Origin of the sequence: Ruegeria sp. A3M17 (assembly GCF_003318255.1) — a bacterium.
Lineage (GTDB): Bacteria > Pseudomonadota > Alphaproteobacteria > Rhodobacterales > Rhodobacteraceae > Ruegeria.
This window is the reverse complement of sequence record NZ_QOCF01000014.1, coordinates 429,287-449,433: the sequence shown is the minus strand read 5'-3', so window position 1 is coordinate 449,433 and position 20,147 is coordinate 429,287. Positions and strand designations below refer to the sequence as shown.

Below are 20,147 nucleotides of genomic sequence, written 5' to 3'. Positions count from 1 at the left end.
TGAACGGAAATGGCGCAAAAAACGCTGCTGAAAGGGCGTGTCCTGAGCTTCAACGGATCACCATTCGAAGGTGAACCGACAGAGGCTGTGACAATCAGCGAAGCGGTCTTGATCGAAGACGGCCGCATATCTGCAGTCGGCAATGCTGACAATCTGGTCTCTGCGAACCCGGACGCCGAAATTGTGAACCACGGTCAGCACGTGATTATGGCTGGCTTTGTGGATGCGCATGTCCATTACCCACAGACTGCCATGATCGCCAGTTGGGGCAAGCGGCTGATCGACTGGCTGAACACCTATACCTTCCCCGAGGAAATGAAGTTCGGAAATCCCGAATACGCAGCTGAGATCGCCAATCGTTATCTCGACCTGACGGCCTCGCACGGTACCACGACGATGTGCAGTTTTTGCACCATCCACCCCGAAAGCGTCGACGCATTCTTCACAGCGGCCCAGCAACGCAGGCAGCGTGTGGTGGCAGGCAAAACCTGCATGGATCGCAACGCGCCCGAAGGGCTGCGGGATACCCCGCAGACAGCCTATGACCAATCGCAGGCGTTGCTTGAGAAGTGGCACGGTGTCGACCGGATCTCATACGCCATCACACCGCGGTTCTCGCCCACATCCACACCCGAGCAGCTTGAGGCGATGGGCGCGCTGTGGGCCGAACACCCGCATTGCCTGATGCAAACGCACCTGAGCGAGCAGACAGATGAAATCTCTTGGGTCCGCGAGCTGTTTCCCGACGCACGGGACTATCTGGATACCTACGAAAAGTTCGGACTGCTGGGCTCGCATGGCGTTTACGGTCATGTCATCCATCTGGAAGCGCGCGAACGCGATCGGCTGCGCGAGATTGATGCCTCGTTGATCCATTGCCCGACCTCGAACACCTTTATCGGATCCGGCTTGTTCGACATGGACGGGCTGATGCGCGAAGGGCACCGGGTTGGTCTGGCAACAGATACCGGCGGCGGGTCGAGCTTTTCAATGCTGCATACGATGGCCTCAGCCTATGAAATCGGGCAACTGCGCGGCTCGCCCCTGCACGCGGCACAACTGCTGTGGTTGGGCACGGTTGGCTCGGCCCGTACGCTGCGGATGAATGATTGCATCGGCAATGTCGCACCGGGAATGGAGGCTGATCTGGTCGTTCTTGACCTCGCCTCAACCCCCGCAATTGCCCAGCGTGAAGCTTGCGCCGATGATCTGTGGGAAGCCATCTTCCCAACCATCATGATGGGCGACGACCGGGCGATTGCCGAGGTTTGGATCGCCGGTCGCCGCGTGTCTTCCTAGGCCTGCAAAGCACGGGCCAATTGGGTCTGCCGTTCGATCACCCGCGGCAAGTCCAACGTCGTGACATGCCCGTCGCGCACGATCTGGCGGCCTTCGACAAACAGGTGTTTCACCTTCATCGGTCCGGCCAACAGCAAAGCGGCCGGATCCCAGCTGCCTGCACTTTCGATACCACGCGTGTCCCATATGGCGATATCAGCGCGCTTGCCGGGCTCTAGCCGACCACAATCAGGGCGGTTCAGCACGTCTGCCCCGCCGCGCGTCGCGATTTCCAGCGCTTCACGCGACGACATGGCATCCGCACCTCTGGCAACGCGCTGCAACAACATAGCCTGACGCGCTTCGAGGATTAGGTTCCCGGAATCATTGCTGGCCGAACCATCGACACCCAGCCCGACGGGAACACCCTGGTCACGCATGGTCCGCACCGGAGCAATTCCCGATCCCAAGCGGCAATTGGAACACGGGCAATGAGCCATCCCCGTTTGGGTTCGGGCGAACAGATCAATCTCAGCCCCGTCCAGCTTGACGCAATGCGCGTGCCAGACGTCTGATCCGGTCCAACCCAGATCTTCGGCATATTGACCGGGGCGACACCCGAACTGCGCCTGCGAATAGGCAATATCTTCATCATTTTCCGCCAGATGAGTGTGCAGCATCACACCTTTGTCGCGCGCAAGGATTGCTGTGTCGCGCATCAGGTCCCTGCTGACGGAAAACGGGGAGCAAGGCGCCAACCCTACCCGGCACATCGCCCCATCGGATGGATCATGAAACGCGTCAACCACGCGGATCATATCGTCGAGGATATCGGATTCGACCTCGACCAACGCATCTGGCGGCAACCCGCCGTCGCTTTCCCCGATACTCATCGCTCCACGGGTCGGATGGAACCGCAGCCCAATTTCGGCGGCGGCAGCGATCGTATCGTCCAGGCGCGCGCCGTTGGGATATAGGTAAAGGTGGTCAGAGCTGAGCGTACAGCCCGACAGAGCCAATTCCGCCAGACCGATCTGAGCCGACACAAACATCTCTTCGGGGCCGAAACGGGACCAGATCGGATAAAGTGTCTGCAACCACCCAAACAGCAATGCATCCTGCCCGCCCGGCACAGCCCGCGTCAGGGTTTGGTACAGATGGTGATGGGTATTCACCAGCCCGGGCGTTACAACACAACCGGTGGCATCGTGGATCTCACCGTCGGTTTGCAAGTTGTGGCCGATCTGCGCGATCTGCCCCCCCACGATCAGGATGTCCGCGCCCGACAACTCTTGCCGCGCGTCATCCATCGTCAGAATGGTATCTGCATTTTTGATAAGGATTTCGGTCAATTCGCCCTCCTGCAACAGCCCGTCTCATGCAAGAAGTGCAAAGGCTGGCGGAAAACGGGCATAAGAACCAGCCGCGTAGAACCTACCCGACCGGCCAAATCGCGGCAACCGGTTTCAATAGTTGCGCAGGATTTCCAGTGCGACCGCGTGCAATTCGAGGTTGGCGGCCGCCAGAGCCCGCCCGCCATTATGGGCCGGACCGCCCCGCCAGTCGGTCACAACCCCACCCGCAGCCTCGATCACTGCGATAGGGGCCTGAATGTCATAGGCGTTCAGGCTGGATTCGATCACCAGATCAACCTGCCCCGCCGCCACCAGCGCATAGGCATAGCAATCCATGCCATAACGGGTCAGCTTTGCCTGCCGGGCCACCGCTTCGAACCCTGCGCGGTCCTCGGGTGTCCCAACCTCTGGGAAGGTCGTAAAAACAACCGCCTGATCCAAAGCGGATGTCGAGCGTGTTTTCAACGGTGCCGTTCCAGTTGGGCCGGTGACCTGCGCGATATCTGCTGAACCCACAAACCGTTCGCCGATATAGGGCTGGTCGATCACCCCCATGATCGGGCCATCAGATGTGCTGAGCGCAATCAGAACCCCCCAGGTCGGAGTACCACTGATAAACCCGCGGGTACCGTCGATGGGGTCCAGAACCCAGGTCCGTCCGCTGGAGCCTTCTTCGCGACCAAACTCTTCGCCAAAAATGCCATCTTCGGGCCGATGGCGCGCCAGAACCGAGCGCATCGCCGTTTCGGCGTTGCGGTCAGCAATTGTTACGGGGTCAAACCCATCGTCCAGTTTGTTCGTGGTGTCCAGATTGGTTTGCCGAAAATACGGAAGTATGGCCGCACGCGCCGCGTCGGCCATTTCTTCGGCAACTTCCAGATCGCTTAGAGAGGCCTTTTGCATGCGTAACCCGTGAGGCGCGCACGGTTTGGAGTCAACCCGCTAAATTATGCGACGTCGCTGAGAACCCGAGCAAGCTCGAACAGGCGGCGGCGCTGGTTTTCGGGAATCGCGTAATAGGACCGCACTAGGTCCAGCGCTTCCTTGTCCCCCATCAGATCGGCAGGAACCGACTTTTTGCCAGAGGTCTCTTTTTCGGCCTCTTCCAGACCTTCAAAGAAAAAGCTGACGGGAACGTCCAATGCTTCGGCAATGTCCCACAGGCGAGACGCGCTGATCCGGTTGGCCCCAGTTTCATATTTTTGAATTTGTTGAAACTTAATACCAACTTGCTGCGCCAACTGCTGCTGGGTCATGCCAATCAGCCAGCGGCGATGCCGGACGCGCTTGCCCACATGGACATCGACGTGATGGGTCATTGGTATTCTCCTCTTTTACACACAACTACCTGGGGCGCGCGTTGCTTTTTATCGCAACACTAGCGAGTCGCACTTAACCACTCCCTAATTTGGAACATACCCCCAAAACAGCACCATAGCGCAATATTGCCGCATTTGGGTAATTTTTCAAGAAGGTTGAATCTGTTTCGGGTCACAAAGATTTAGGGTTGTGTGTTTTTAATGCTGGGATTGTCCCCACACCCACCACCATGCACCTGAAGCGAGCCGAATTGGCCGGGGAAAAGATTGACAAACGCTAGCTGAAAAGAATCTATGCCCCAAAATTACGGAGCGCGATCATGCAGGCATTCACGATTCAATCCCAGGGAAGCGCGGCCCAATTGGCTGATATTGACCTTCCCGAGCCCGGCACGGGGCAAGTGCGCATCGCGATCAAGGCCTGCGGATTAAATTTTGCCGACCTGCTGATGCAGAAGGGTACGTATCAGGACACGCCCGAGGCTCCGTTCACGCTGGGTATGGAAGTCGCCGGCGTTGTCGACAAGTTAGGTGGCGGCGTTACGCGCTTGAATATCGGGGACCGTGTGGCCGTATATTCCGGTCAGGGCGGACTGGCGGAATATGGCGTTTATGATGCGAGCCGTGCGATTCCCCTGCCCGACGCAATTAGCTTTGAAAATGCCGCGGCCATTCAGATCGCTTACGGCACCAGCCACATCGCCCTTGATCACCGGGCGCATCTACGGCCGGGCGAGACCCTTTTGGTGACCGGTGCCGCAGGTGGGGTTGGACTTACCGCCGTCGAAATCGGCAAGCTGATGGGCGCGACGGTAATTGCCCATGCGCGCGGGCAGGAAAAACTGGATGTGGCCCGCGCGGCTGGTGCGGATCACCTGATCGACGCCTCGGAAGACCTGCGCGCACGCGTCAAGGAACTGGGCGGCGCGGATGTCGTCTATGACGCTGTCGGAGGGGATGTCTTCAAGGCCGCGTTCCGGGCAACCAACCCCGAAGGCCGTCTGTTACCCATCGGGTTTGCGGGCGGCGACGTCCCCCAAATTCCGGCCAACCATCTGCTGGTAAAGAACCTGACCGTGATTGGGTTTTACATCGGCGGCTACCTGAGATTCCGACCTCAGGTCGTCCAGGACAGCTTTGACACGCTGTTCGGCTGGCTCGCCGAAGGGCGGATCAAGCCGCATATCAGCCACGTTCTTCCGCTGGCCGAGGCCGACAAAGGCATGCAGCTGCTGCGCGACCGCGTGGCCACCGGCAAAGTGGTTATTACTCCCTGACGGGCGCTTACCCCACGACAGCCTTGAGCGGTACACTGCCCAGCATACGAAAATTCTGACGTACCAGCACGGCCAGTGCTTCGACGACGGCGCCGCGCCCGGTCTCGCCCCCGTACAGGTTGATCATGTGGGCCGGCAATTCCGGCAATGCCCCTCCTGTATCAATCTGTTCAAGATGTGCGGGTTCGGTCCCGTCCAGCATGGCGTGGACAGCCAGATCCGCGCTGACGGTCGCCTCGATCGTGCGGTCGTTTTCTGTTTCGACCGACAGTTCCCACGGGATGCCTTTCGCGTCGAGGGCCGAGATCATCTGGGGCCGAAACGCGCACCGCCGCCCAACAGCCAGCGGAATCGGGTTCTTACGCCATGCTGACCCGCCCGGCGCCCCAATCCACCGCAAGGGCAGTTCGGCGACAGTCTCAGATCCGTCACCGGTTGATGCTTCGGTCGTCAGGATCAGATCGCATTCGCCGCGTTTGAACATTTCTTTCAGCTGAAGGGAATATGATGAAATCAGTTGCACCCGAACCCGCGGGAAGTCAGCGTTGAAACGCTGCAAGACCCGCGGAATGGCCGGATAGACGATGTCATGTGGAACGCCCAGAACGACCTCACCCTCATAGGCCTGATCCGTGAGCTTTGAGATCACTTCGTCATTCAGCACGATCATGCGCCGGGCATAGGCCAGCAATTGTTCACCAGATGCAGTCAACGCAATTGTGCGCCCACTACGGTCCAACAATTCAAGACCCAGCAGCTCTTCCAACCGCTTCAACTGCATTGACACGGCGGATTGCGTCAGATGCAGAAATCCGGCGGCCCGTGTGACGCCACCCTGGTCAGCAACGGCAACGAAGGAACGAAGCGTGGTGATATCTAGATTTCGCATGTTCACAAATCCTTATGTATCTCTTCATAAATATTCATTTTCAAAATGTGACATGTTACGCCATATAAATCAAGAAAGTTGATGGAAAGACGACAAACCATCAGGAAACAGAGAAAGGACAATAAATATGACTCAAATTGCAATCAAACAGCACTGCAAACCGCAGCGTCGCTCTTTGTTGTCCTCGCTTCTGGACTCGCCGTCTCTTCTGCGCCAGCGCCAAACGCTTGCCAGACTTGATGATCGGGGTCTGGAAGACATCGGCATAACCCGCGAACAGGCCGAAGCCGAGGCGTCACGATCCATTTGGGATGCGCCGGATTTCTGGCAAAAGTGATTCGACACTGCACCTTTTCTCGGTGAATGGCAGCGCGAACCGTCGGGCTGCCATTTTTGTTGCGTGTTTTAGCCAGTTTCGGGCGTTAAACCCTTGAAACACAGCCCGCACTTGCCGATATTTGCGGGGAACGGGGTCAACATCATGGCCCGACAAGAAATATGCAAAGGGAGACCCTTAATGGCACAATTTGACACGATCCGGACGGCGACCGGTGCGCGCGCTGCCCAGATTGACGAGGGCCTGCGCGCCCATATGAACAAAGTCTACGGCACAATGTCTGTGGGCATGCTGATTACATTCATGGCGGCCTGGGCCATTTCCGGCCTTGCAACCACAACCGACCCGTCGGCTGCGGTCGGGCAAATCAACTCGGGCACCTATCTGACGTCGCTGGGTGCCGCGATCTATACCTCGCCCCTGCGCTGGGTGATCATGTTTGCACCGTTGGCGTTCATCTTTGGCTTTAGTGCCGGGATCAACCGCCTGTCCGCGTCGGCAGCACAATTGGTGTTTTATGCTTTCGCAGCGGTGATGGGCCTGTCGATCAGCTGGATTTTCATTGCCTTTACCGGGATGTCGATCATTCAGGTGTTCCTGATCACTTCGATCGCTTTCGCTGGCCTGTCCCTTTATGGCTACGTGACCAAAAAAGACCTGTCCGGAATGGGTACCTTCCTGATGATGGGTCTGATCGGCCTGATCGTAGCTATGGTGGTAAACATCTTCCTGCAGTCGCCCGCGATCATGTACGCGATCTCGGTGATCGGCGTTCTGATCTTTGCTGGTCTGACCGCCTATGACACCCAGAAGATCAAAACCACATACCTGCAGATGGCCCATTCGGGCGATCAGGAATGGTTGGGTAAAGCCGCAATCATGGGCGCGCTCAGCCTGTACCTGGACTTTATCAACATGTTCATGTTCCTGCTGCAGTTGTTCGGCAACCGCGAATAAGACAGCCGGAATTCGATTTCAAAGGCGGGCCAGATAGGCCCGCCTTTTTTGTTTGCACCGCTGAATGGCGTCCTGCCCGCGCCAGCAAACAGGCGGCGCAGACTAGTGACGCTAAAACAAAAAAGGCCTCCACCGAGACGGTGGAGGCCTTTTATATCGTAACCGAATGGTTCGATCAGCTGCAGTTAAGAGCAACCGCAAATCCAGAGCTGCGCGTCGACGATCCCTTGCGGAACACGTCACCCGCAGGCAGGCATCCGGTAAACTGCTCGGCATTTTGGCCAAAGGCTGCGCCGATGTCGTTGTCTATACGGGTGCTGTTGTTTGCGGTTCGAAGCACTCCGAACAAAGTGCCGTTCACGCTGACGGTGCTCAGGAACAGGTTCATGTCCGAACCTGTCAGAACGACGGCATTTGTGTCGCTGCGCCCACCGTTGTCGATCGCGACGCGGGCTACTTTTTCCGTCTCGGTCTGATCCGTCACGACCGGTATGGCAGGCAACACAGCAAGTTCTGCAGGGATGTTCGTCGCGTCGGGAAGAAAGGCGACCGCGCTTGGAACATCTGAAACGGTCCGTGGCTCACCGTCTATGCCCGTGAACCCAACGCCCGAGCGGTTATAGGGGTCTTCACAAGCAGCAAGGGCGAATACGGCGATTGTGGATAACAAGATTTTTTTCATGGCGACCAACATTTTGGAACGATTTGCTGAAGCGTATTGCCAAGGGGTTCCAAAAAGCAACCCGCCGCCCAACCGAATAGCCGTTACGCTGATGCGTCACTGCAACGGCCAATTCCTGATCCCGGGCATTTCACCCAGCCGCATACACAAAGAAAAAGGGTTCCGCATCAGCGAAACCCTTTTCTAGTCTGTCCAAGCTGGACGGCAGATTACTTGATCTTGCCTTCCTTGTACTCGACATGTTTCCGAACAACCGGATCGTATTTACGAACGGTCATTTTCTCGGTCATGGTGCGAGCGTTCTTTTTGGTCACGTAGAAGTGGCCCGTGCCCGCGGTCGAGTTCAGACGGATCTTGATTGTCGTCGGCTTCGCCATGGTTATCTCCTGCGTCCGAAAAGGCAGGGGCCTTTCGGTTGAATTCCTATGAGCGTGCGCTTTTACGCCTTGCACGGCTCGTGTCAAGGGCAATTGGGCACATGATCGGCTGATCAGGGATCAGGCCTAGGTCGAAAGGGTCGGCGCGCCCATATACGTGTGAATCTGGTCGCGTTCGGCATCAGATAAACCCAACGCGGTGGCCAGTTGAACAAGGTAAGAGGCCTCGCGCTGTTTATCCAGACGAATCGCCGCCAAAGATGTGGCATAGACCTGTGCTTTCAATGGCGCACCGGAATCAGCAGCCAGGCCGATCACATCAATCGGGCCATTCAACTGATCCTGGACAAAGGCGCGTTCTTCGTCGCTGATGTCATCACCCAGTTCGCCCAGAATGGTTTCCTTCTCTTGCTCATCTAGCTCTCCGTCCGCCTTGGCTGCCTGGATCATCGCGCGCAGCATCAGCTTGGCTTGCTCCTCCATCGCCGCGCCCCCGGGGGTGCCTTTGAACACCGTATCCATCATGTCGACGGTCTGCTGATTGCCTGTCTTTGCGGCGCCCTGCATGGCATTCATCAACCCACCAAGACCAGCGGCCCCGGCCGGATTGGCCATGCCAAGCTTTCCAATCATCTCTTGCAGCCCACCGGCCCCCCCCGGCATCCCAAACTGTTCTGCCATCTTGCCCAGTTGGTCCATGCCAAAGCCACCCCCGGCGCCTTGCATCATGTCCTGCAGGCCGGCCATTCCGCCCATCTGCTTGTATTTTTCCATGCCTTTTGCGGCGGCAAATCCAACTGCGACCGAAGCCAGTGCCTTCATGAAACTCATAACAATCCTCCCAATATTCAAAATGCGTTTTTGCAATATAGCAGATTTCAGCGACTCAAAAATCCACAGATGAAGCAGATGCCCCAACGCTAGCGCAAAGCTGGCCAATGGTGGCTTCGCTCCACCAAGTGAACGTATAGCAGGCGTATTCCCGCACAACCGCATGTCTAATTTGTCAGAAATTCGAATATGTGATACTTACCGCGCCATCAACAATCCAAAGAAGCCAATTTTCGGCTCGATCTTCGAGGCTCCATGAACAGGCAAGCAACCGTGCAAGCAGGGTTTGCACGATTGATTTTGTTTAGGGGGGATCATGACTGAATGGACTATTAAGGGTGAAGAGCTGGCCAACTGTAACTGCAACTTCGGTTGTCCTTGCCAGTTCAGCGTACTTCCGACACATGGCAATTGCGAGGCCGTCGTCGTATTCGACATCGAAAGCGGTCACTATGGGGACACAGGTCTGGCGGGCGTGAGGGCGGCTGGGGTGTACTATTGGCCTGGCCCGATCCATGAGGGCAAAGGTCAGATGCAACTGATCATAGATGCCAGCGCCAGCGCCGATCAGCGCGCGGCCCTGCAAGCCATCATGACCGGTGAAGATACCGATGAAATGGCAACGTTCTGGTATGTTTACAGCGCGATGGCTCCGACCAAGCATGAAACGCTTTTCGTTCCGATCGAGCTGAACTGGGACCGCAACGAGCGCACTGGGTTTGCAAAGGTGAACGGCGTCTTCGATGTCGAAGTCAGCCCGATTCCGCATATCGTGTCGGGTGCGGCGCACCGGGCGTCAATTCAGCTGCCAAACGGGTTTGAATACCGACACGCCGAAGCTGCCTCGGGCTCGGCCAAGACACATGGCGGCGAAATTAGCCTGACCTTTGACGCGACGCACGCTCATCTGGCCCACCTGAACATTTCGGGCCACGGTGTCCTGGGCGCCTGATCCGGGGGTCATCATGACATCCCATCCCACACCGCCCCGCACCGGGGCGGTCGAGCGGCTTATGCGGCGTGAACGGGTCATCGTGCTGTCCGGTGTGTCGCTGATTGTTCTGGTTGCAGCTTGGTACACCATCGCCGGGATCGGCATGAACATGACGGCCACCGAAATGACCACGATGGCGGGCCCGATCGGAGAGCCTATGCAAATGGGCGATGCGCCCGGTTGGCGCCCGCAATACGTAATCCTGATCTTTCTGATGTGGTGGGTCATGATGATCGCGATGATGACCCCCAGCGCCGCACCTGCGGTCTTACTGTATTCGGCGATAAAGCGTGCGGGACCCGAACGTGACAAGGCCGCGCAGTTCAGCTTTTGCTTTCTCGCGGGCTACCTGATCGCCTGGGCTTTGTTCAGCCTTGCCGCGACGGGGTTGCAATGGGGTCTGGAAAGCATCGGGCTGTCCGATGGTCCAATGATGACAATCCGGTCCAAAACATTTGCTGGCTGCGTCCTGATTGCGGCAGGCGCGTATCAGCTGTCGGACCTCAAGTCCGCCTGTCTGCGGCATTGTCAAAGCCCTGCCCGGTTCATCGCCGATCATCACAGGCCCGGAGCGTATGGCGCGTTCCGAACCGGCGCGTTGCATGGCGCGTACTGCCTTGGCTGTTGTTGGGCCTTGATGGCGTTGCTGTTCGTGGGTGGGATCATGAATCTGTACTGGATTGCCGGAATTGCCGTCTACGTGGCTTTGGAAAAGCTGCTGCCGGGCGCACGCTGGTTGCCCACTTTGACTGGCTTGGCCTTGATTGCCGTGGGTTTCTGGGTCGTCCTGGACGCCGTTGTGAGCATTTTTTAGATCCCGTTTCCAGGCCGCGGAACCGGCCAATTTCAGCGTTCCAACCATTGAAACAAGGAGAAGACATATGCCGATTTTCATTACTTATGCGACCTACTCGCAGGATGGCGTCAAAGGAATGCTGAAGAAGCCGACGGACCGCTCAACGGCCGTGAAGAAGCTGCTGAAACAGGTGGGGGGCAAGCTGCTGGCGTTTTATATGACGACCGGCGAAAATGACGTTGTCGCCATCACCGAGGTGCCGGACGGCACCGATGCGGTTGCTATTGGCATGGCTGTCGCGGCCTCGGGTGCGGCCACAAAGGTTGAAACTGTGCGCGCCTGGACAGCAAAGGACTTTTCCGCCATTGCCAAAAAGGCCGCCAAGCTGACCGGGGCTTATACGCCGCCCGGAAAATGAACAGAATTATGCGCGGAGGGCCTGTAAGCCGGATCTTGTTCCGGGGTTGCCCCCTTCGATGACCATTCCTCTAGGCCGTGCATTGCTGCGCGGCTCAAGCTGCCAACCCGGTCCCTCTTAGCCAGGACGTGCCTAGCGGCGGTTTCGACTGACGCCGACCTGCCCGCGCGGGGACCCTATTTGGCATTGCTCCCGGTGGGGCTTGCCGTGCCGCCACTGTTGCCAGCGGCGCGGTGGGCTCTTACCCCACCGTTTCACCCTTACCCCTGACCGAAATCCGGGGCGGTCTGATTTCTGTGGCGCTTTCCGTCGGGTTTCCCCGCCCGGGCGTTACCCGGCACCGTTGTCTTGTGGAGTCCGGACTTTCCTCTCGGGCCTTGCGACCCCAGCGGCCATCCGGCCCTCCGCGCAAGCGGTGGGTATGCCTTGTGCCAGGCCGCGTCAAGAGTGGAGAGCGTGCGAAGGGGCCAGCCCTTCTTGGCCTGCGGCCAATTCAACCCCGGGATATTTTTGGCCAGATGAAGAGCGGATCAGGCTTGAGTGGTCAAGGGCGCGAAATCGGCCTGTTGCAACGGGCCTGCACCCCAAGGGCGATATCGCAGTCGGACGGCGCTCAGCAGGGTTTCGTCGTCTATGTCAGCGCTGAAACCGGCCGCTTGAGCAAGGGTTCGAAACCGGGCCTGTGAGACATATTGTTGGCAATCTCCGCATCCGCGTGGTGCGGCCAGCGCGTTGCGCTCCAGCCGCAACCAGTCAAATCGCGGGCCGGGATCAAATTTTCGCCCGGGTGCCATGTCGGAATGGCCGATAACGCCGTTTGGCTGGATGGTCCAACGGTGCATGATCTTGTCCAACAATTTCTCCAACCGTTGCATTTGCCGTTCTGAGAATGGATGTTTGCCGGTGTTGTCCAGTTCGATGCCGATCGAACGGGAGTTGATGTCGCTCTGACCGTGCCACTCTCCGGCGCCTGCGTGCCAGGCGCGGTCCTCTTCCAGCAGCAACTGCCAGAGCGTTCCATCATTTCCGATCAGGTAATGCGCAGACACTTCGTGGACGGGGTCGCATAACCTGTCCAGCGCCTCTTGCGCGCTGTTCATTGCCGTATAGTGCAATACGATCAGGGACGGCTTCAGCCCGTCCCTACGCGGCCCAAAGTTGGGCGATGGGTGCCAGATCGGCGCCAATGCGTCAGTTGTTGACGGCACTGCGGAAGGAACTGGGGTCCCAGCCACAAGCGTATCCGTCTCCATCGGGGTCAAGCCCGTTGCGATCACGCTGTGGGCCGCCATTGGCCAGAAACTCGATCTGGGCCTGGTCGGGCGACGGGTACTTGGCGCAGTTCCGCTGGGCTTTGGCCTCGAGGTTAAAGCCTGCGCGACTGTATAGCTGCGTACCGACGGGATTCGAGGTGCTCAGGGCATATTGTACGATATTGGGTTGGCCGTCCGTACCACGCTGCGGTATAGCGGTCGGGGTGACAACTTCGTAAGTTTGGCGGTTCTGTTGGATCAGGGCCGCGTCGTTTTCGATCGTGCGGCGGCCCGATACAGCCGCGAAATCCTGTTCGTCCGAGATCGCAGTGTTGCCGTTGGCGGACAAAGGCACTTGTGTCAAAGTGCTTTGCCCCGACGTGTTGGCCAAGGCAGCTGCCGTTGCCGACGCGATATCAGCGTTGTCCCCGGCCGGTATGCTGCCGGGCGCGCCGAGTTGTTGTTCTGACACATCAGCAGGGCCGACCAAAGGGTTTCCGGTGTAGCCCGGCCCGGCCAGCGCGGCCTCGCGCTGTGCCTGATATTGAGGCGTGTTAAATCCAGTACCCTGGACCGGGGCCACCGTGTTGCAGGCGGCCACAAGTCCGATTGCGGGGATCAGAAGCGTAAAGCGCATTCAGCTGCTCCGTTTTAGCTGGTCTTGCCTGATCCGAGGATTACCACCATTTGCCCGGCTTGGCCACAAATCCGGCGGCACTTTCCAACGCATAAGCTGTGTTCAGCAAATCGCCTTCTTCCCACGGACGGCCGATCAGCTGCAGACCCAGCGGCAAACCCTGTTGGTCCAAACCTGCGGGAACAGAAATACCCGGCAAGCCGGCAAGGTTCACTGTCACGGTAAAGACGTCGTTGAGGTACATCTGCACCGGATCCGCCTCGGTCATTTCGCCCAGACCGAAGGACGCCGACGGGGTAGCAGGCGTCAGAATCGCGTCGATCCCTGCGGCGAAGACATCTTCGAAGTCTTTCTTGATCAGGGTCCGCACCTTGCGAGCGCGGTTATAGTAGGCATCATAGAACCCTGCTGACAGCACATAAGTGCCGATCATGACACGGCGCTGCACTTCGTGGCCAAAGCCTTCAGCGCGGGTCTTTTCGTACATCTCGGTGATGCCATCGCCTTGCGCCAGTTGCGCGCGGCGACCATAGCGGACACCGTCGTAGCGGGCGAGGTTCGAGGACGCTTCGGCCGGTGCAATCACGTAGTATGCGGGCAGCGCATACTTAGTGTGCGGCAGCGAAATATCGACGATCTCGGCGCCTGCTGCTTTCAGCATCTCAGCGCCTTCGGCCCATAGCTTTTCGATCTCGGCAGGCATACCGTCCATGCGGTATTCTTTGGGGATACCGATCTTCTTGCCTTTGATATCGCCGGTCAGCATCGCCTCAAAATTCGGCACGGCCAGTTCGGTGCTGGTCGAATCCTTGGGGTCATGACCACACATGGTCTCGAGCATAATCGCAGCGTCACGCACGTTCTTGGTCATCGGCCCGGCCTGATCCAACGACGAAGCAAACGCCACAATACCCCAGCGCGAGCAACGACCATAGGTCGGCTTGATGCCAGTGATGCCAACAAATGCAGCAGGCTGGCGGATCGAACCACCGGTATCGGTACCGGTGGCAGCCAGACAAAGATCTGCCGCAACGGCCGAGGCCGACCCACCAGACGAGCCACCGGGTGTCAGTTGCGCATCGTCATTGCCGCGGCGCCACGGGCTGACCGCATTGCCGTAAACGGATGTTTCGTTGGACGAGCCCATGGCGAATTCGTCCATGTTCAGCTTGCCCAGCATCACCGCGCCAGAATCTGCCAGTTGCTGAGACACAGTAGATTCGTATTCGGGCTTGAACCCTTCGAGGATTTTAGATGCCGCCTGCGAGGGTACGCCTTTGGTGCAAAACAGATCCTTGATGCCGATCGGCAGGCCGCACATCGACGGTGCGTCGCCTGCTTTGATCCGCTCATCCGCCGCCTTGGCGCGCTCCAGCGCGATCTCTGGCGCTTTGTGGACAAAAGCGTTCAGCGCGTCGGCGTCATCGATCGCCTTCAGGCAGGATTCGGTCAGCTCGACAGAGGTTACGTCGCCCGCGCGCAGTGCGTCGCGCGCTTCGGCCAGGCCCAGTTTGTTCAGATCGCTCATGTCTTACTCCACAACTTTGGGAACAGCGAAGAACCCTTCGCGCGCATCAGGGGCATTGGCCAGAACCTTGCCTTGCTGGTTGCCGTCGGTGACCACATCCTCGCGACGTTTCAGGCGCATTGGCTCGACCGAGACCATCGGTTCGACACCTTCGACATCAACCTCGTTGAGTTGTTCGATGAAGCCAAGGATGGTGTTGAATTCGGATGCCAGCGCAGGCAGCGCGTCATCCTCGACCTTGATCCGGGCCAGTTTGGCCACCTTGGCGGCGTTGCTTTGGTCAATCGACATCGGATATCCTCATATGCGTTAGGGGGCATTTACCTGTCTGGTCGCCGGGTCGCAAGGCCGCCAAGGTGCTGATCCACCCTTGAGCGCATGGCAAAGGTCCATAAATCCTGTCCGATCATTCATTTCTGAATACCCCTATGTAAAAAAATGAACCGATTAGTTCACCGCGCATCTTGAAATACTGAACTGAACTGTTCATTTCATATGGTACGGCACAGCCTTATATGGAGAAAAACGATGAAAACGTTCATGACTGCCTTTGTACTGGCCACTACGGTTCTTGCTGCGCAAGCTCAGGCGGGCGCTTTTGGCCCAAGCATGGACACCCTGACCCGCAGCCTGATTTTCCCCGATCAGGTGTCGGAACCTGTCACTCAGGATCAGAACAAACCGGGCAAGTAATTTAGCCCGCAAAAACCGGGTCGGGTCCAAATGCCCCGGCCCGCCAATTGCCTGCTGCGTTCCGCGCGACGTATCGCTACGGTGGTCCACAAGTAACCCGCCGGCCTGCCCTGCAGATCCGGCAAGCCAACGGAGCGGAAGATGAACGCGCGCAAGCAAGCTGTTCTGGACGCAATTGATGCGGCCAACTCACACGACCCCAACCTCGAAGACGGCCAGCCCGCTGAACTGCTTTATGGTCAGCGCATGAGCGCAGAGTTGGACAGGTTGTTCCCCGACTCCTCTGATCCGTTGCAGGTTGCAGCGCGGGGTCAGCATGTAGAGCGGTGGAAACTGGCGCGCGGTGAATACCCCGAAGGTCGCGCTGGATATCTGGCCTGGCGCAAGGCGCAGGGCGTCCACCACGCCGAGGTCGTGATGGGGCTTATGGAACAGAACGGCTACTCTACCGAGAATATCGAAACTGCCGGTCGGATGCTGCGCAAACAGGGCATCAAGCGTGACGACGAGGTGCAGGCGTTGGAGGATGTGATCTGTTTCGTTTTCCTTAAATGGTATTTCGCACCGTTCGCCGAAAAGCACTCGGCCGAGAAAATCCAAAGCATCGTCGAGAAAACTGCGCGCAAGATGTCGGATAAAGGCCGCGCTCGCGTGCTGTCTGAATTTGACTTGCCCGCAGAGCTGGCCGCAGCGTTTCAGGCCTGAGCCGCGCGGGCCAGGTGCCTACGATACACCTCGATCATCCAGCCCAGCATGAGGGCATTCAGGATGTGCCACATGAAATGGGTGCCAAACGCGATCTGACCGCAAACGGCTTCATCCAGCGCACGAAAGGTGATCGAGACGATCAGGATCATCGCCCCGATTGCCAGACCACGGGCGGTGTCCGGCACCCGGTGGCGTAAAAGAAACGCATAGATCAGGATCAGCAGCGGCACCGGGGCATATGCCGCTGATCCACCCAATCCTGGCACAAGCTGGAACAAGGGCACCGTCGCTGCGGCATAGGGAATGAACAGCGCCGTCACGATCCCGGCCGTAAGCGGCCGCATGTGCCAGACGTCCCGGTTGATCGCGAAAATGTAGACCAGGATGTACAGCAAAATCGGCAGAACATCCGCTATAGCGGCCCAGACCTGCGCGTGGGTATGGAACAGGTAACTGCCGACCCCGATAGCGGCGAGAATGACGACCAGCACCATCGCCAACGGCATCCCCTGCCCGCGCACGCGCAGCCACATGACAAATGCTGCAATCAGAAACGCCGCGTTTGTCACCGCGTTTATCGGTTCGGCCCAATAGGCGGGCGACAAGCGTTCGCAATAGCCATCAATTTCCTGAAACCAGTCCATGAACTTTTACATAGCCGATGCTAAGTTAATGCCAACAGTTTGTTTTGGGAGGATGAATTTATGAACATCATTTGGCTGGGACACGGCAGTTTCCGCATCGAAACCGGCGGACAGGTTCTGTTGGTCGACCCCTGGCTGACGGGTAACCCAGTCTTGTCCGAGGAACAGCATAATGACGCGCTAAAGGGGGCGACTCATATCCTTCTGACGCACACACACTTCGATCACGTCGCCGATGTCGTATCGCTGGCCAAGCACCTGAACGTCCCCGTGGTCGGACAATACGACCTGATGGGGTATTGGAGCGAGTCCGAGGGGCTGGAAACCATCGGCTACAACAAGGGCGGCACCGTGAACCTGAACGGCGTCAAAGTGTCGATGGTGCCGGCCTCTCACAGCTCGACCTTTTCTACACCAGACGGGCTGCGTACCGGCGGCAGCGAGGTTGGGTTCATGCTCGCCTCGGAAGGGCACATGCTGTATGTCTCGGGCGACACCGACATCATGGCCGATATGGATTGGATGGGGGATTACTACAAACCCGATATCGGGATCCTGTCGGCAGGCGGCCATTTCACGATGGACATGAAGGGCGCGGCATATGCGGCCAAGCGGTATTTCAACTTCAAGACCGTGATTCCCTGCCATTACAAGACCTTCCCGATCCTCGAACAATCAGCTCAGGCGCTGGTCGACGGGTTGCCGGGGGTCGATGTCATCGAACCCGAGGTGATGAAGGCCATTACCCTTTAGGGTCAACGCCGTGCGGCGAAAAACTCCTTCAAAAGGTCGGCGGCCTCTTGCCCTCTGATGCCGTCGTAAACCTCTGGCACGTGGTGTGCTTGTGTATGGGTGAAAACCCGCGCGCCATGGGCAACGCCGCCGGATTTCGGATCGGCAGCCCCGTAATAGATGCGCCGGATACGCGCCGCTGCCAGAGCCGCCGCACACATCGCGCAAGGCTCCAACGTCACATAGAGGTCGTGATCGGGCAAACGTTCGGACCCCGCCGCCGCACACGCAGCACGCAACGCCAGTATCTCGGCATGCGCCGTGGGATCGTTCAGCTCTCGTGTTCGGTTGCCCGCAGAGGCCACGATCACGCCATCGGGGCCGGCAACAACAGCGCCCACAGGTACCTCGCCGCGATCCGCCGCAGCGTGCGCTTCAACCAGCGCCTTATCCATGTGCGATCTGAACACCATGCCTCTGACTGCAACAGAAACCTGTCTTTCGCAAGCGGCCGGGATGCGCTATGGGCTGCAGATGACCAAATCCCCTCCTCCCGGCGACCGGATCGCCAAAGTCCTTGCCCGCGCAGGCGTTGCCTCGCGCCGTGAAGCCGAACGCATGATCGAAGCAGGTCGTGTGAGTGTAAACGGCAAGTCCATCGACAGCCCCGCGCTGAACGTCACAGCCAAAGACAAGATCAACGTCGATGGGAAACCGGTTTCCGAGCCGGAACCTTCGCGCCTGTGGCTGTATCATAAACCTTCGGGTCTGGTGACAACGACACGTGACGAAAAAGGGCGCGCGACCATTTTTGACAAACTGCCCGAGGATATGCCCCGGGTCATGAGTGTCGGGCGGTTGGACTTGAACTCGGAAGGGTTGCTGCTGTTGACCAATGATGGCGGCATCAAGCGCAAGCTGGAACTGCCCTCGACCGGATGGCTACGCAAATACCGCGTGCGGGTAAATGGCCGCCCCAAGGACGAGGATTTTGCACCGCTTCGTAAGGGGCTTGTGATCGATGGGGAACGCTTTCTGCCGATGGACGTCACGCTGGACCGCCAGCAGGGCGCGAATGCCTGGCTGACCATCGGTCTGCGTGAAGGCAAAAACCGCGAAATTCGTCGTGCGATAGAAGATATCGGCTTTGCGGTGAACCGGCTGTTGCGTGTGTCCTACGGTCCCTTCCAGCTGGGAAGCCTGAAACCCGGTGAAGTCGAAGAGATCCGCCGACGGGTCATGCGCGATCAATTGGGTCTGGAAGCCGAGCCCGAAGCACCGGCCAAACGACCCGCGCGTCCACAGCGAAATCGCCCCCCAATCGGCAAGAAACCTCGCAAGTGACGCAGGTTAGGCAACCTTCCCCCTAGCGCCAAGGCCTCTCATGGCCTAGATTTCCCCAAGGGACATTTTTGGGGGGCGCCATGTCCGGGACCGGAGTGCAAAAACTGGCCTATGTCGTGTTGTTGATGCTGATGTTCGGCGTCTGCACCGGCGTATTGGGAGGCTTGTAAGCACATGGCCAAACGGTATGGCGGAAAATTCAGCCCGCAAGAGGACTCCTCTTCTCCGAATCAACCTCCGCGCGGACAGTTTGACGTCGCTCGGGTCGAACCGGTCGGGGCCCGCGCTAACCTGTTGTTTCTTCCGGCTGTTCCCTTGGTTTTTCTGTCGCTGAACGATGGGGCCGTCGGATTGACGATCGGCCTGATCGCAGCGGGTCTTTTGACGGCTGCAGCATTTTTGCTGCGCGAAGGGCTGCGGGCCGAATCCGCCTACAACGCTCGCCGCACAGCCCGTCGCCCGGCGTTTCCTAGAAAGATATTCTCCAGCCTGGTGACCGGACTTGGCGTCGGATTGGCCGCTTATCGCACCGAATATCTCGATGCAGCCGCAGCGTCTGAGGCCAGCCTGATCGCCCCGATTCTGTTCGGCTTGATGGCCAGCATCCTGCACTCTGTCTCTTTCGGAATTGATCCGATGACTGACAAAGGCATGGAAGGCATCGACACTTTCCAGCAAGACCGCGTTGCCCGCGTCGTGGAAGGTGCTGAAACACATCTGTCAGAGATGACCGACGCCATCAAACGCGCTGGCGACCGAAGGATCGAAGCCCGGGTTGAACGTTTTCAGGATACCGCCCGCGACCTGTTCCGCACGGTCGAGGAAGACCCTCGCGATCTGGCCGGTGCGCGAAAATACCTGACCGTTTACTTAAAGGGCGCGCGTGACGCGACGGTCAAATTCGCTGACGTGTACGCCCGAACACGCGATGCGCAGGCGCTGGAGGATTATTCGTCCCTCCTAGATGATCTTGAACAGAATTTCGCGGCGCGTACCCGCAAGTTGCTTTTGGACGACCGCAGTGATCTGACGGTTGAAATTGATGTGTTGCGCGAACGGCTGCAACGCGAAGGCGTCCGGTTGGACTGACCGGCCACA

At 58.3% G+C, this 20,147-nt stretch carries 25 protein-coding genes and 1 other RNA gene; 12 read left to right on the top strand and 14 right to left on the bottom strand.

The features are described from left to right. Positions 1 to 9 precede the first annotated feature (9 nt). The gene (gene guaD, locus DS906_RS09650) at positions 10 to 1,299 is read left to right on the top strand and encodes a guanine deaminase (protein WP_113789946.1); all 1,290 of its coding nucleotides are present in this window, start codon (positions 10 to 12) and stop codon (positions 1,297 to 1,299) included. Here guaD and DS906_RS09645 read toward each other — a convergent pair. From DS906_RS09645 to DS906_RS09635, 3 genes are all read right to left on the bottom strand, one after another. Next, positions 1,296 to 2,630 carry an 8-oxoguanine deaminase gene (locus DS906_RS09645; protein ID WP_113790046.1) on the bottom strand — a complete coding sequence of 445 codons (1,335 nt, stop codon included), beginning with the start codon at positions 2,628 to 2,630 and terminating at the stop codon, positions 1,296 to 1,298. The genes guaD and DS906_RS09645 overlap by 4 nt on opposite strands. A 114-nt stretch (positions 2,631 to 2,744) precedes the next feature. Next, entirely contained in the window at positions 2,745 to 3,536 is a 792-nt protein-coding gene (hisN, locus tag DS906_RS09640; RefSeq protein WP_113789945.1) for a histidinol-phosphatase, read from the bottom strand. 44 nt (positions 3,537 to 3,580) lie between these two features. Then, positions 3,581 to 3,952 (bottom strand): helix-turn-helix domain-containing protein, encoded by a 372-nt coding sequence (locus DS906_RS09635; RefSeq protein ID WP_058275630.1) that lies wholly within the window; start codon positions 3,950 to 3,952, stop codon positions 3,581 to 3,583. A gap of 320 nt (positions 3,953 to 4,272) precedes the next feature. On the opposite strand from DS906_RS09635, the gene DS906_RS09630 reads away from it, so the two are divergent. Further along, positions 4,273 to 5,229: an NADPH:quinone oxidoreductase family protein gene (locus DS906_RS09630; RefSeq protein WP_113789944.1), complete on the top strand. Its 957-nt coding sequence runs from the start codon at positions 4,273 to 4,275 to the stop codon at positions 5,227 to 5,229. Between the two features lie 7 nt (positions 5,230 to 5,236). On the opposite strand, the gene DS906_RS09625 is transcribed toward DS906_RS09630, so the two are convergent. After that, positions 5,237 to 6,118 carry a LysR family transcriptional regulator gene (locus DS906_RS09625; RefSeq protein ID WP_113789943.1) on the bottom strand — a complete coding sequence of 294 codons (882 nt, stop codon included), beginning with the start codon at positions 6,116 to 6,118 and terminating at the stop codon, positions 5,237 to 5,239. Positions 6,119 to 6,245: 127 nt separating this feature from the next. Here DS906_RS09625 and DS906_RS09620 point away from each other — a divergent pair, with 127 nt between their 5' ends. Further along, positions 6,246 to 6,455 carry a DUF1127 domain-containing protein gene (locus DS906_RS09620; protein ID WP_113789942.1) on the top strand — a complete coding sequence of 70 codons (210 nt, stop codon included), beginning with the start codon at positions 6,246 to 6,248 and terminating at the stop codon, positions 6,453 to 6,455. 180 nt (positions 6,456 to 6,635) lie between these two features. Next, positions 6,636 to 7,412 (top strand): Bax inhibitor-1/YccA family protein, encoded by a 777-nt coding sequence (locus DS906_RS09615; protein WP_113789941.1) that lies wholly within the window; start codon positions 6,636 to 6,638, stop codon positions 7,410 to 7,412. 175 nt (positions 7,413 to 7,587) lie between these two features. Here the strand turns inward: DS906_RS09615 and DS906_RS09610 are convergent, their stop codons facing one another. The 3 genes from DS906_RS09610 to DS906_RS09600 all read right to left on the bottom strand — a co-directional run bounded on the left by DS906_RS09610 (position 7,588) and on the right by DS906_RS09600 (position 9,302). Beyond that, positions 7,588 to 8,094 carry a hypothetical protein gene (locus DS906_RS09610; protein WP_158541308.1) on the bottom strand — a complete coding sequence of 169 codons (507 nt, stop codon included), beginning with the start codon at positions 8,092 to 8,094 and terminating at the stop codon, positions 7,588 to 7,590. A 209-nt stretch (positions 8,095 to 8,303) separates the two neighbouring features. Next, entirely contained in the window at positions 8,304 to 8,471 is a 168-nt protein-coding gene (gene rpmG / locus DS906_RS09605) for a 50S ribosomal protein L33 (protein WP_007799108.1), read from the bottom strand. 126 nt (positions 8,472 to 8,597) lie between these two features. Beyond that, positions 8,598 to 9,302: a DUF533 domain-containing protein gene (locus tag DS906_RS09600; RefSeq protein WP_113789939.1), complete on the bottom strand. Its 705-nt coding sequence runs from the start codon at positions 9,300 to 9,302 to the stop codon at positions 8,598 to 8,600. 316 nt (positions 9,303 to 9,618) lie between these two features. Here DS906_RS09600 and DS906_RS09595 point away from each other — a divergent pair, with 316 nt between their 5' ends. The 3 genes from DS906_RS09595 (at position 9,619) to DS906_RS09585 (ending at position 11,510) form a co-directional block, all read left to right on the top strand. Beyond that, a complete protein-coding gene (locus DS906_RS09595) occupies positions 9,619 to 10,254 on the top strand; it encodes a DUF1326 domain-containing protein (protein WP_113789938.1) in 636 nt (211 codons plus the stop codon). 13 nt (positions 10,255 to 10,267) lie between these two features. Beyond that, positions 10,268 to 11,110, top strand: coding sequence for a DUF2182 domain-containing protein (locus tag DS906_RS09590; protein WP_113790045.1), 843 nt, complete (start codon positions 10,268 to 10,270; stop codon positions 11,108 to 11,110). 67 nt (positions 11,111 to 11,177) lie between these two features. Next, the gene (locus DS906_RS09585; protein WP_113789937.1) at positions 11,178 to 11,510 is read left to right on the top strand and encodes a GYD domain-containing protein; all 333 of its coding nucleotides are present in this window, start codon (positions 11,178 to 11,180) and stop codon (positions 11,508 to 11,510) included. Between the two features lie 8 nt (positions 11,511 to 11,518). Here DS906_RS09585 and rnpB read toward each other — a convergent pair. The 5 genes from rnpB to gatC form a co-directional block, all read right to left on the bottom strand. Further along, positions 11,519 to 11,918: RNase P RNA component class A (gene rnpB / locus DS906_RS09580), an RNA gene on the bottom strand. A gap of 122 nt (positions 11,919 to 12,040) precedes the next feature. Then, positions 12,041 to 12,718 carry an N-acetylmuramoyl-L-alanine amidase gene (locus tag DS906_RS09575; protein WP_233494744.1) on the bottom strand — a complete coding sequence of 226 codons (678 nt, stop codon included), beginning with the start codon at positions 12,716 to 12,718 and terminating at the stop codon, positions 12,041 to 12,043. Then, positions 12,702 to 13,400 carry a hypothetical protein gene (locus tag DS906_RS09570; RefSeq protein WP_113789935.1) on the bottom strand — a complete coding sequence of 233 codons (699 nt, stop codon included), beginning with the start codon at positions 13,398 to 13,400 and terminating at the stop codon, positions 12,702 to 12,704. The genes DS906_RS09575 and DS906_RS09570 overlap by 17 nt, the downstream gene beginning before the upstream one ends. Positions 13,401 to 13,440: 40 nt before the next feature. Next, positions 13,441 to 14,928: an Asp-tRNA(Asn)/Glu-tRNA(Gln) amidotransferase subunit GatA gene (gene gatA / locus DS906_RS09565; protein WP_113789934.1), complete on the bottom strand. Its 1,488-nt coding sequence runs from the start codon at positions 14,926 to 14,928 to the stop codon at positions 13,441 to 13,443. Positions 14,929 to 14,931: 3 nt separating this feature from the next. Then, positions 14,932 to 15,219: an Asp-tRNA(Asn)/Glu-tRNA(Gln) amidotransferase subunit GatC gene (gene gatC, locus DS906_RS09560; protein WP_113789933.1), complete on the bottom strand. Its 288-nt coding sequence runs from the start codon at positions 15,217 to 15,219 to the stop codon at positions 14,932 to 14,934. Positions 15,220 to 15,456: 237 nt separating this feature from the next. Here gatC and DS906_RS22285 point away from each other — a divergent pair, with 237 nt between their 5' ends. After that, a complete protein-coding gene (locus DS906_RS22285; RefSeq protein WP_186437502.1) occupies positions 15,457 to 15,621 on the top strand; it encodes a hypothetical protein in 165 nt (54 codons plus the stop codon). 141 nt (positions 15,622 to 15,762) lie between these two features. Then, entirely contained in the window at positions 15,763 to 16,326 is a 564-nt protein-coding gene (locus DS906_RS09555; protein WP_113789932.1) for a DUF4202 domain-containing protein, read from the top strand. Here the strand turns inward: DS906_RS09555 and DS906_RS09550 are convergent. Next, a complete protein-coding gene (locus DS906_RS09550) occupies positions 16,317 to 16,973 on the bottom strand; it encodes a ceramidase domain-containing protein (protein ID WP_113789931.1) in 657 nt (218 codons plus the stop codon). The two genes, DS906_RS09555 and DS906_RS09550, sit on opposite strands and share 10 nt — an antisense overlap. Before the next feature lie 60 nt (positions 16,974 to 17,033). On the opposite strand from DS906_RS09550, the gene DS906_RS09545 reads away from it, so the two are divergent. Beyond that, positions 17,034 to 17,726, top strand: coding sequence for a metal-dependent hydrolase (locus DS906_RS09545; RefSeq protein WP_113789930.1), 693 nt, complete (start codon positions 17,034 to 17,036; stop codon positions 17,724 to 17,726). A gap of 2 nt (positions 17,727 to 17,728) precedes the next feature. On the opposite strand, the gene DS906_RS09540 is transcribed toward DS906_RS09545, so the two are convergent. Continuing rightward, positions 17,729 to 18,178, bottom strand: coding sequence for a nucleoside deaminase (locus DS906_RS09540; RefSeq protein ID WP_113789929.1), 450 nt, complete (start codon positions 18,176 to 18,178; stop codon positions 17,729 to 17,731). Here DS906_RS09540 and DS906_RS09535 point away from each other — a divergent pair. Continuing rightward, complete coding sequence (locus DS906_RS09535) at positions 18,159 to 19,049, top strand: pseudouridine synthase (RefSeq protein ID WP_233494743.1); 891 nt, start codon at positions 18,159 to 18,161, stop codon at positions 19,047 to 19,049. The two genes, DS906_RS09540 and DS906_RS09535, sit on opposite strands and share 20 nt — an antisense overlap. 174 nt (positions 19,050 to 19,223) lie before the next feature. Then, on the top strand, positions 19,224 to 20,138 hold the full coding sequence (locus DS906_RS09530; RefSeq protein WP_113789927.1) for a 5-bromo-4-chloroindolyl phosphate hydrolysis family protein: 915 nt from the start codon (positions 19,224 to 19,226) through the stop codon (positions 20,136 to 20,138). Positions 20,139 to 20,147 lie beyond the last annotated feature (9 nt).

Excerpts from the sequence above, each read along its gene's own strand:
- guaD (WP_113789946.1), top strand. The coding sequence starts at position 10 with ATGGCGCAAAAAACGCTGCTGAAAGGGCGTGTCCTGAGCTTCAACGGA.
- hisN (WP_113789945.1), bottom strand. The coding sequence starts at position 3,536 with ATGCAAAAGGCCTCTCTAAGCGATCTGGAAGTTGCCGAAGAAATGGCC.
- DS906_RS09635 (WP_058275630.1), bottom strand. The coding sequence starts at position 3,952 with ATGACCCATCACGTCGATGTCCATGTGGGCAAGCGCGTCCGGCATCGC.
- DS906_RS09630 (WP_113789944.1), top strand. The coding sequence starts at position 4,273 with ATGCAGGCATTCACGATTCAATCCCAGGGAAGCGCGGCCCAATTGGCT.
- DS906_RS09625 (WP_113789943.1), bottom strand. The coding sequence starts at position 6,118 with ATGCGAAATCTAGATATCACCACGCTTCGTTCCTTCGTTGCCGTTGCT.
- DS906_RS09620 (WP_113789942.1), top strand. The coding sequence starts at position 6,246 with ATGACTCAAATTGCAATCAAACAGCACTGCAAACCGCAGCGTCGCTCT.
- DS906_RS09615 (WP_113789941.1), top strand. The coding sequence starts at position 6,636 with ATGGCACAATTTGACACGATCCGGACGGCGACCGGTGCGCGCGCTGCC.
- DS906_RS09610 (WP_158541308.1), bottom strand. The coding sequence starts at position 8,094 with ATGAAAAAAATCTTGTTATCCACAATCGCCGTATTCGCCCTTGCTGCT.
- rpmG (WP_007799108.1), bottom strand. The coding sequence starts at position 8,471 with ATGGCGAAGCCGACGACAATCAAGATCCGTCTGAACTCGACCGCGGGC.
- DS906_RS09600 (WP_113789939.1), bottom strand. The coding sequence starts at position 9,302 with ATGAGTTTCATGAAGGCACTGGCTTCGGTCGCAGTTGGATTTGCCGCC.
- DS906_RS09595 (WP_113789938.1), top strand. The coding sequence starts at position 9,619 with ATGACTGAATGGACTATTAAGGGTGAAGAGCTGGCCAACTGTAACTGC.
- DS906_RS09590 (WP_113790045.1), top strand. The coding sequence starts at position 10,268 with ATGACATCCCATCCCACACCGCCCCGCACCGGGGCGGTCGAGCGGCTT.
- DS906_RS09585 (WP_113789937.1), top strand. The coding sequence starts at position 11,178 with ATGCCGATTTTCATTACTTATGCGACCTACTCGCAGGATGGCGTCAAA.
- DS906_RS09570 (WP_113789935.1), bottom strand. The coding sequence starts at position 13,400 with ATGCGCTTTACGCTTCTGATCCCCGCAATCGGACTTGTGGCCGCCTGC.
- gatA (WP_113789934.1), bottom strand. The coding sequence starts at position 14,928 with ATGAGCGATCTGAACAAACTGGGCCTGGCCGAAGCGCGCGACGCACTG.
- gatC (WP_113789933.1), bottom strand. The coding sequence starts at position 15,219 with ATGTCGATTGACCAAAGCAACGCCGCCAAGGTGGCCAAACTGGCCCGG.
- DS906_RS22285 (WP_186437502.1), top strand. The coding sequence starts at position 15,457 with ATGAAAACGTTCATGACTGCCTTTGTACTGGCCACTACGGTTCTTGCT.
- DS906_RS09555 (WP_113789932.1), top strand. The coding sequence starts at position 15,763 with ATGAACGCGCGCAAGCAAGCTGTTCTGGACGCAATTGATGCGGCCAAC.
- DS906_RS09550 (WP_113789931.1), bottom strand. The coding sequence starts at position 16,973 with ATGGACTGGTTTCAGGAAATTGATGGCTATTGCGAACGCTTGTCGCCC.
- DS906_RS09545 (WP_113789930.1), top strand. The coding sequence starts at position 17,034 with ATGAACATCATTTGGCTGGGACACGGCAGTTTCCGCATCGAAACCGGC.
- DS906_RS09535 (WP_233494743.1), top strand. The coding sequence starts at position 18,159 with ATGTGCGATCTGAACACCATGCCTCTGACTGCAACAGAAACCTGTCTT.
- DS906_RS09540 (WP_113789929.1), bottom strand. The coding sequence starts at position 18,178 with ATGGTGTTCAGATCGCACATGGATAAGGCGCTGGTTGAAGCGCACGCT.
- DS906_RS09530 (WP_113789927.1), top strand. The coding sequence starts at position 19,224 with ATGGCCAAACGGTATGGCGGAAAATTCAGCCCGCAAGAGGACTCCTCT.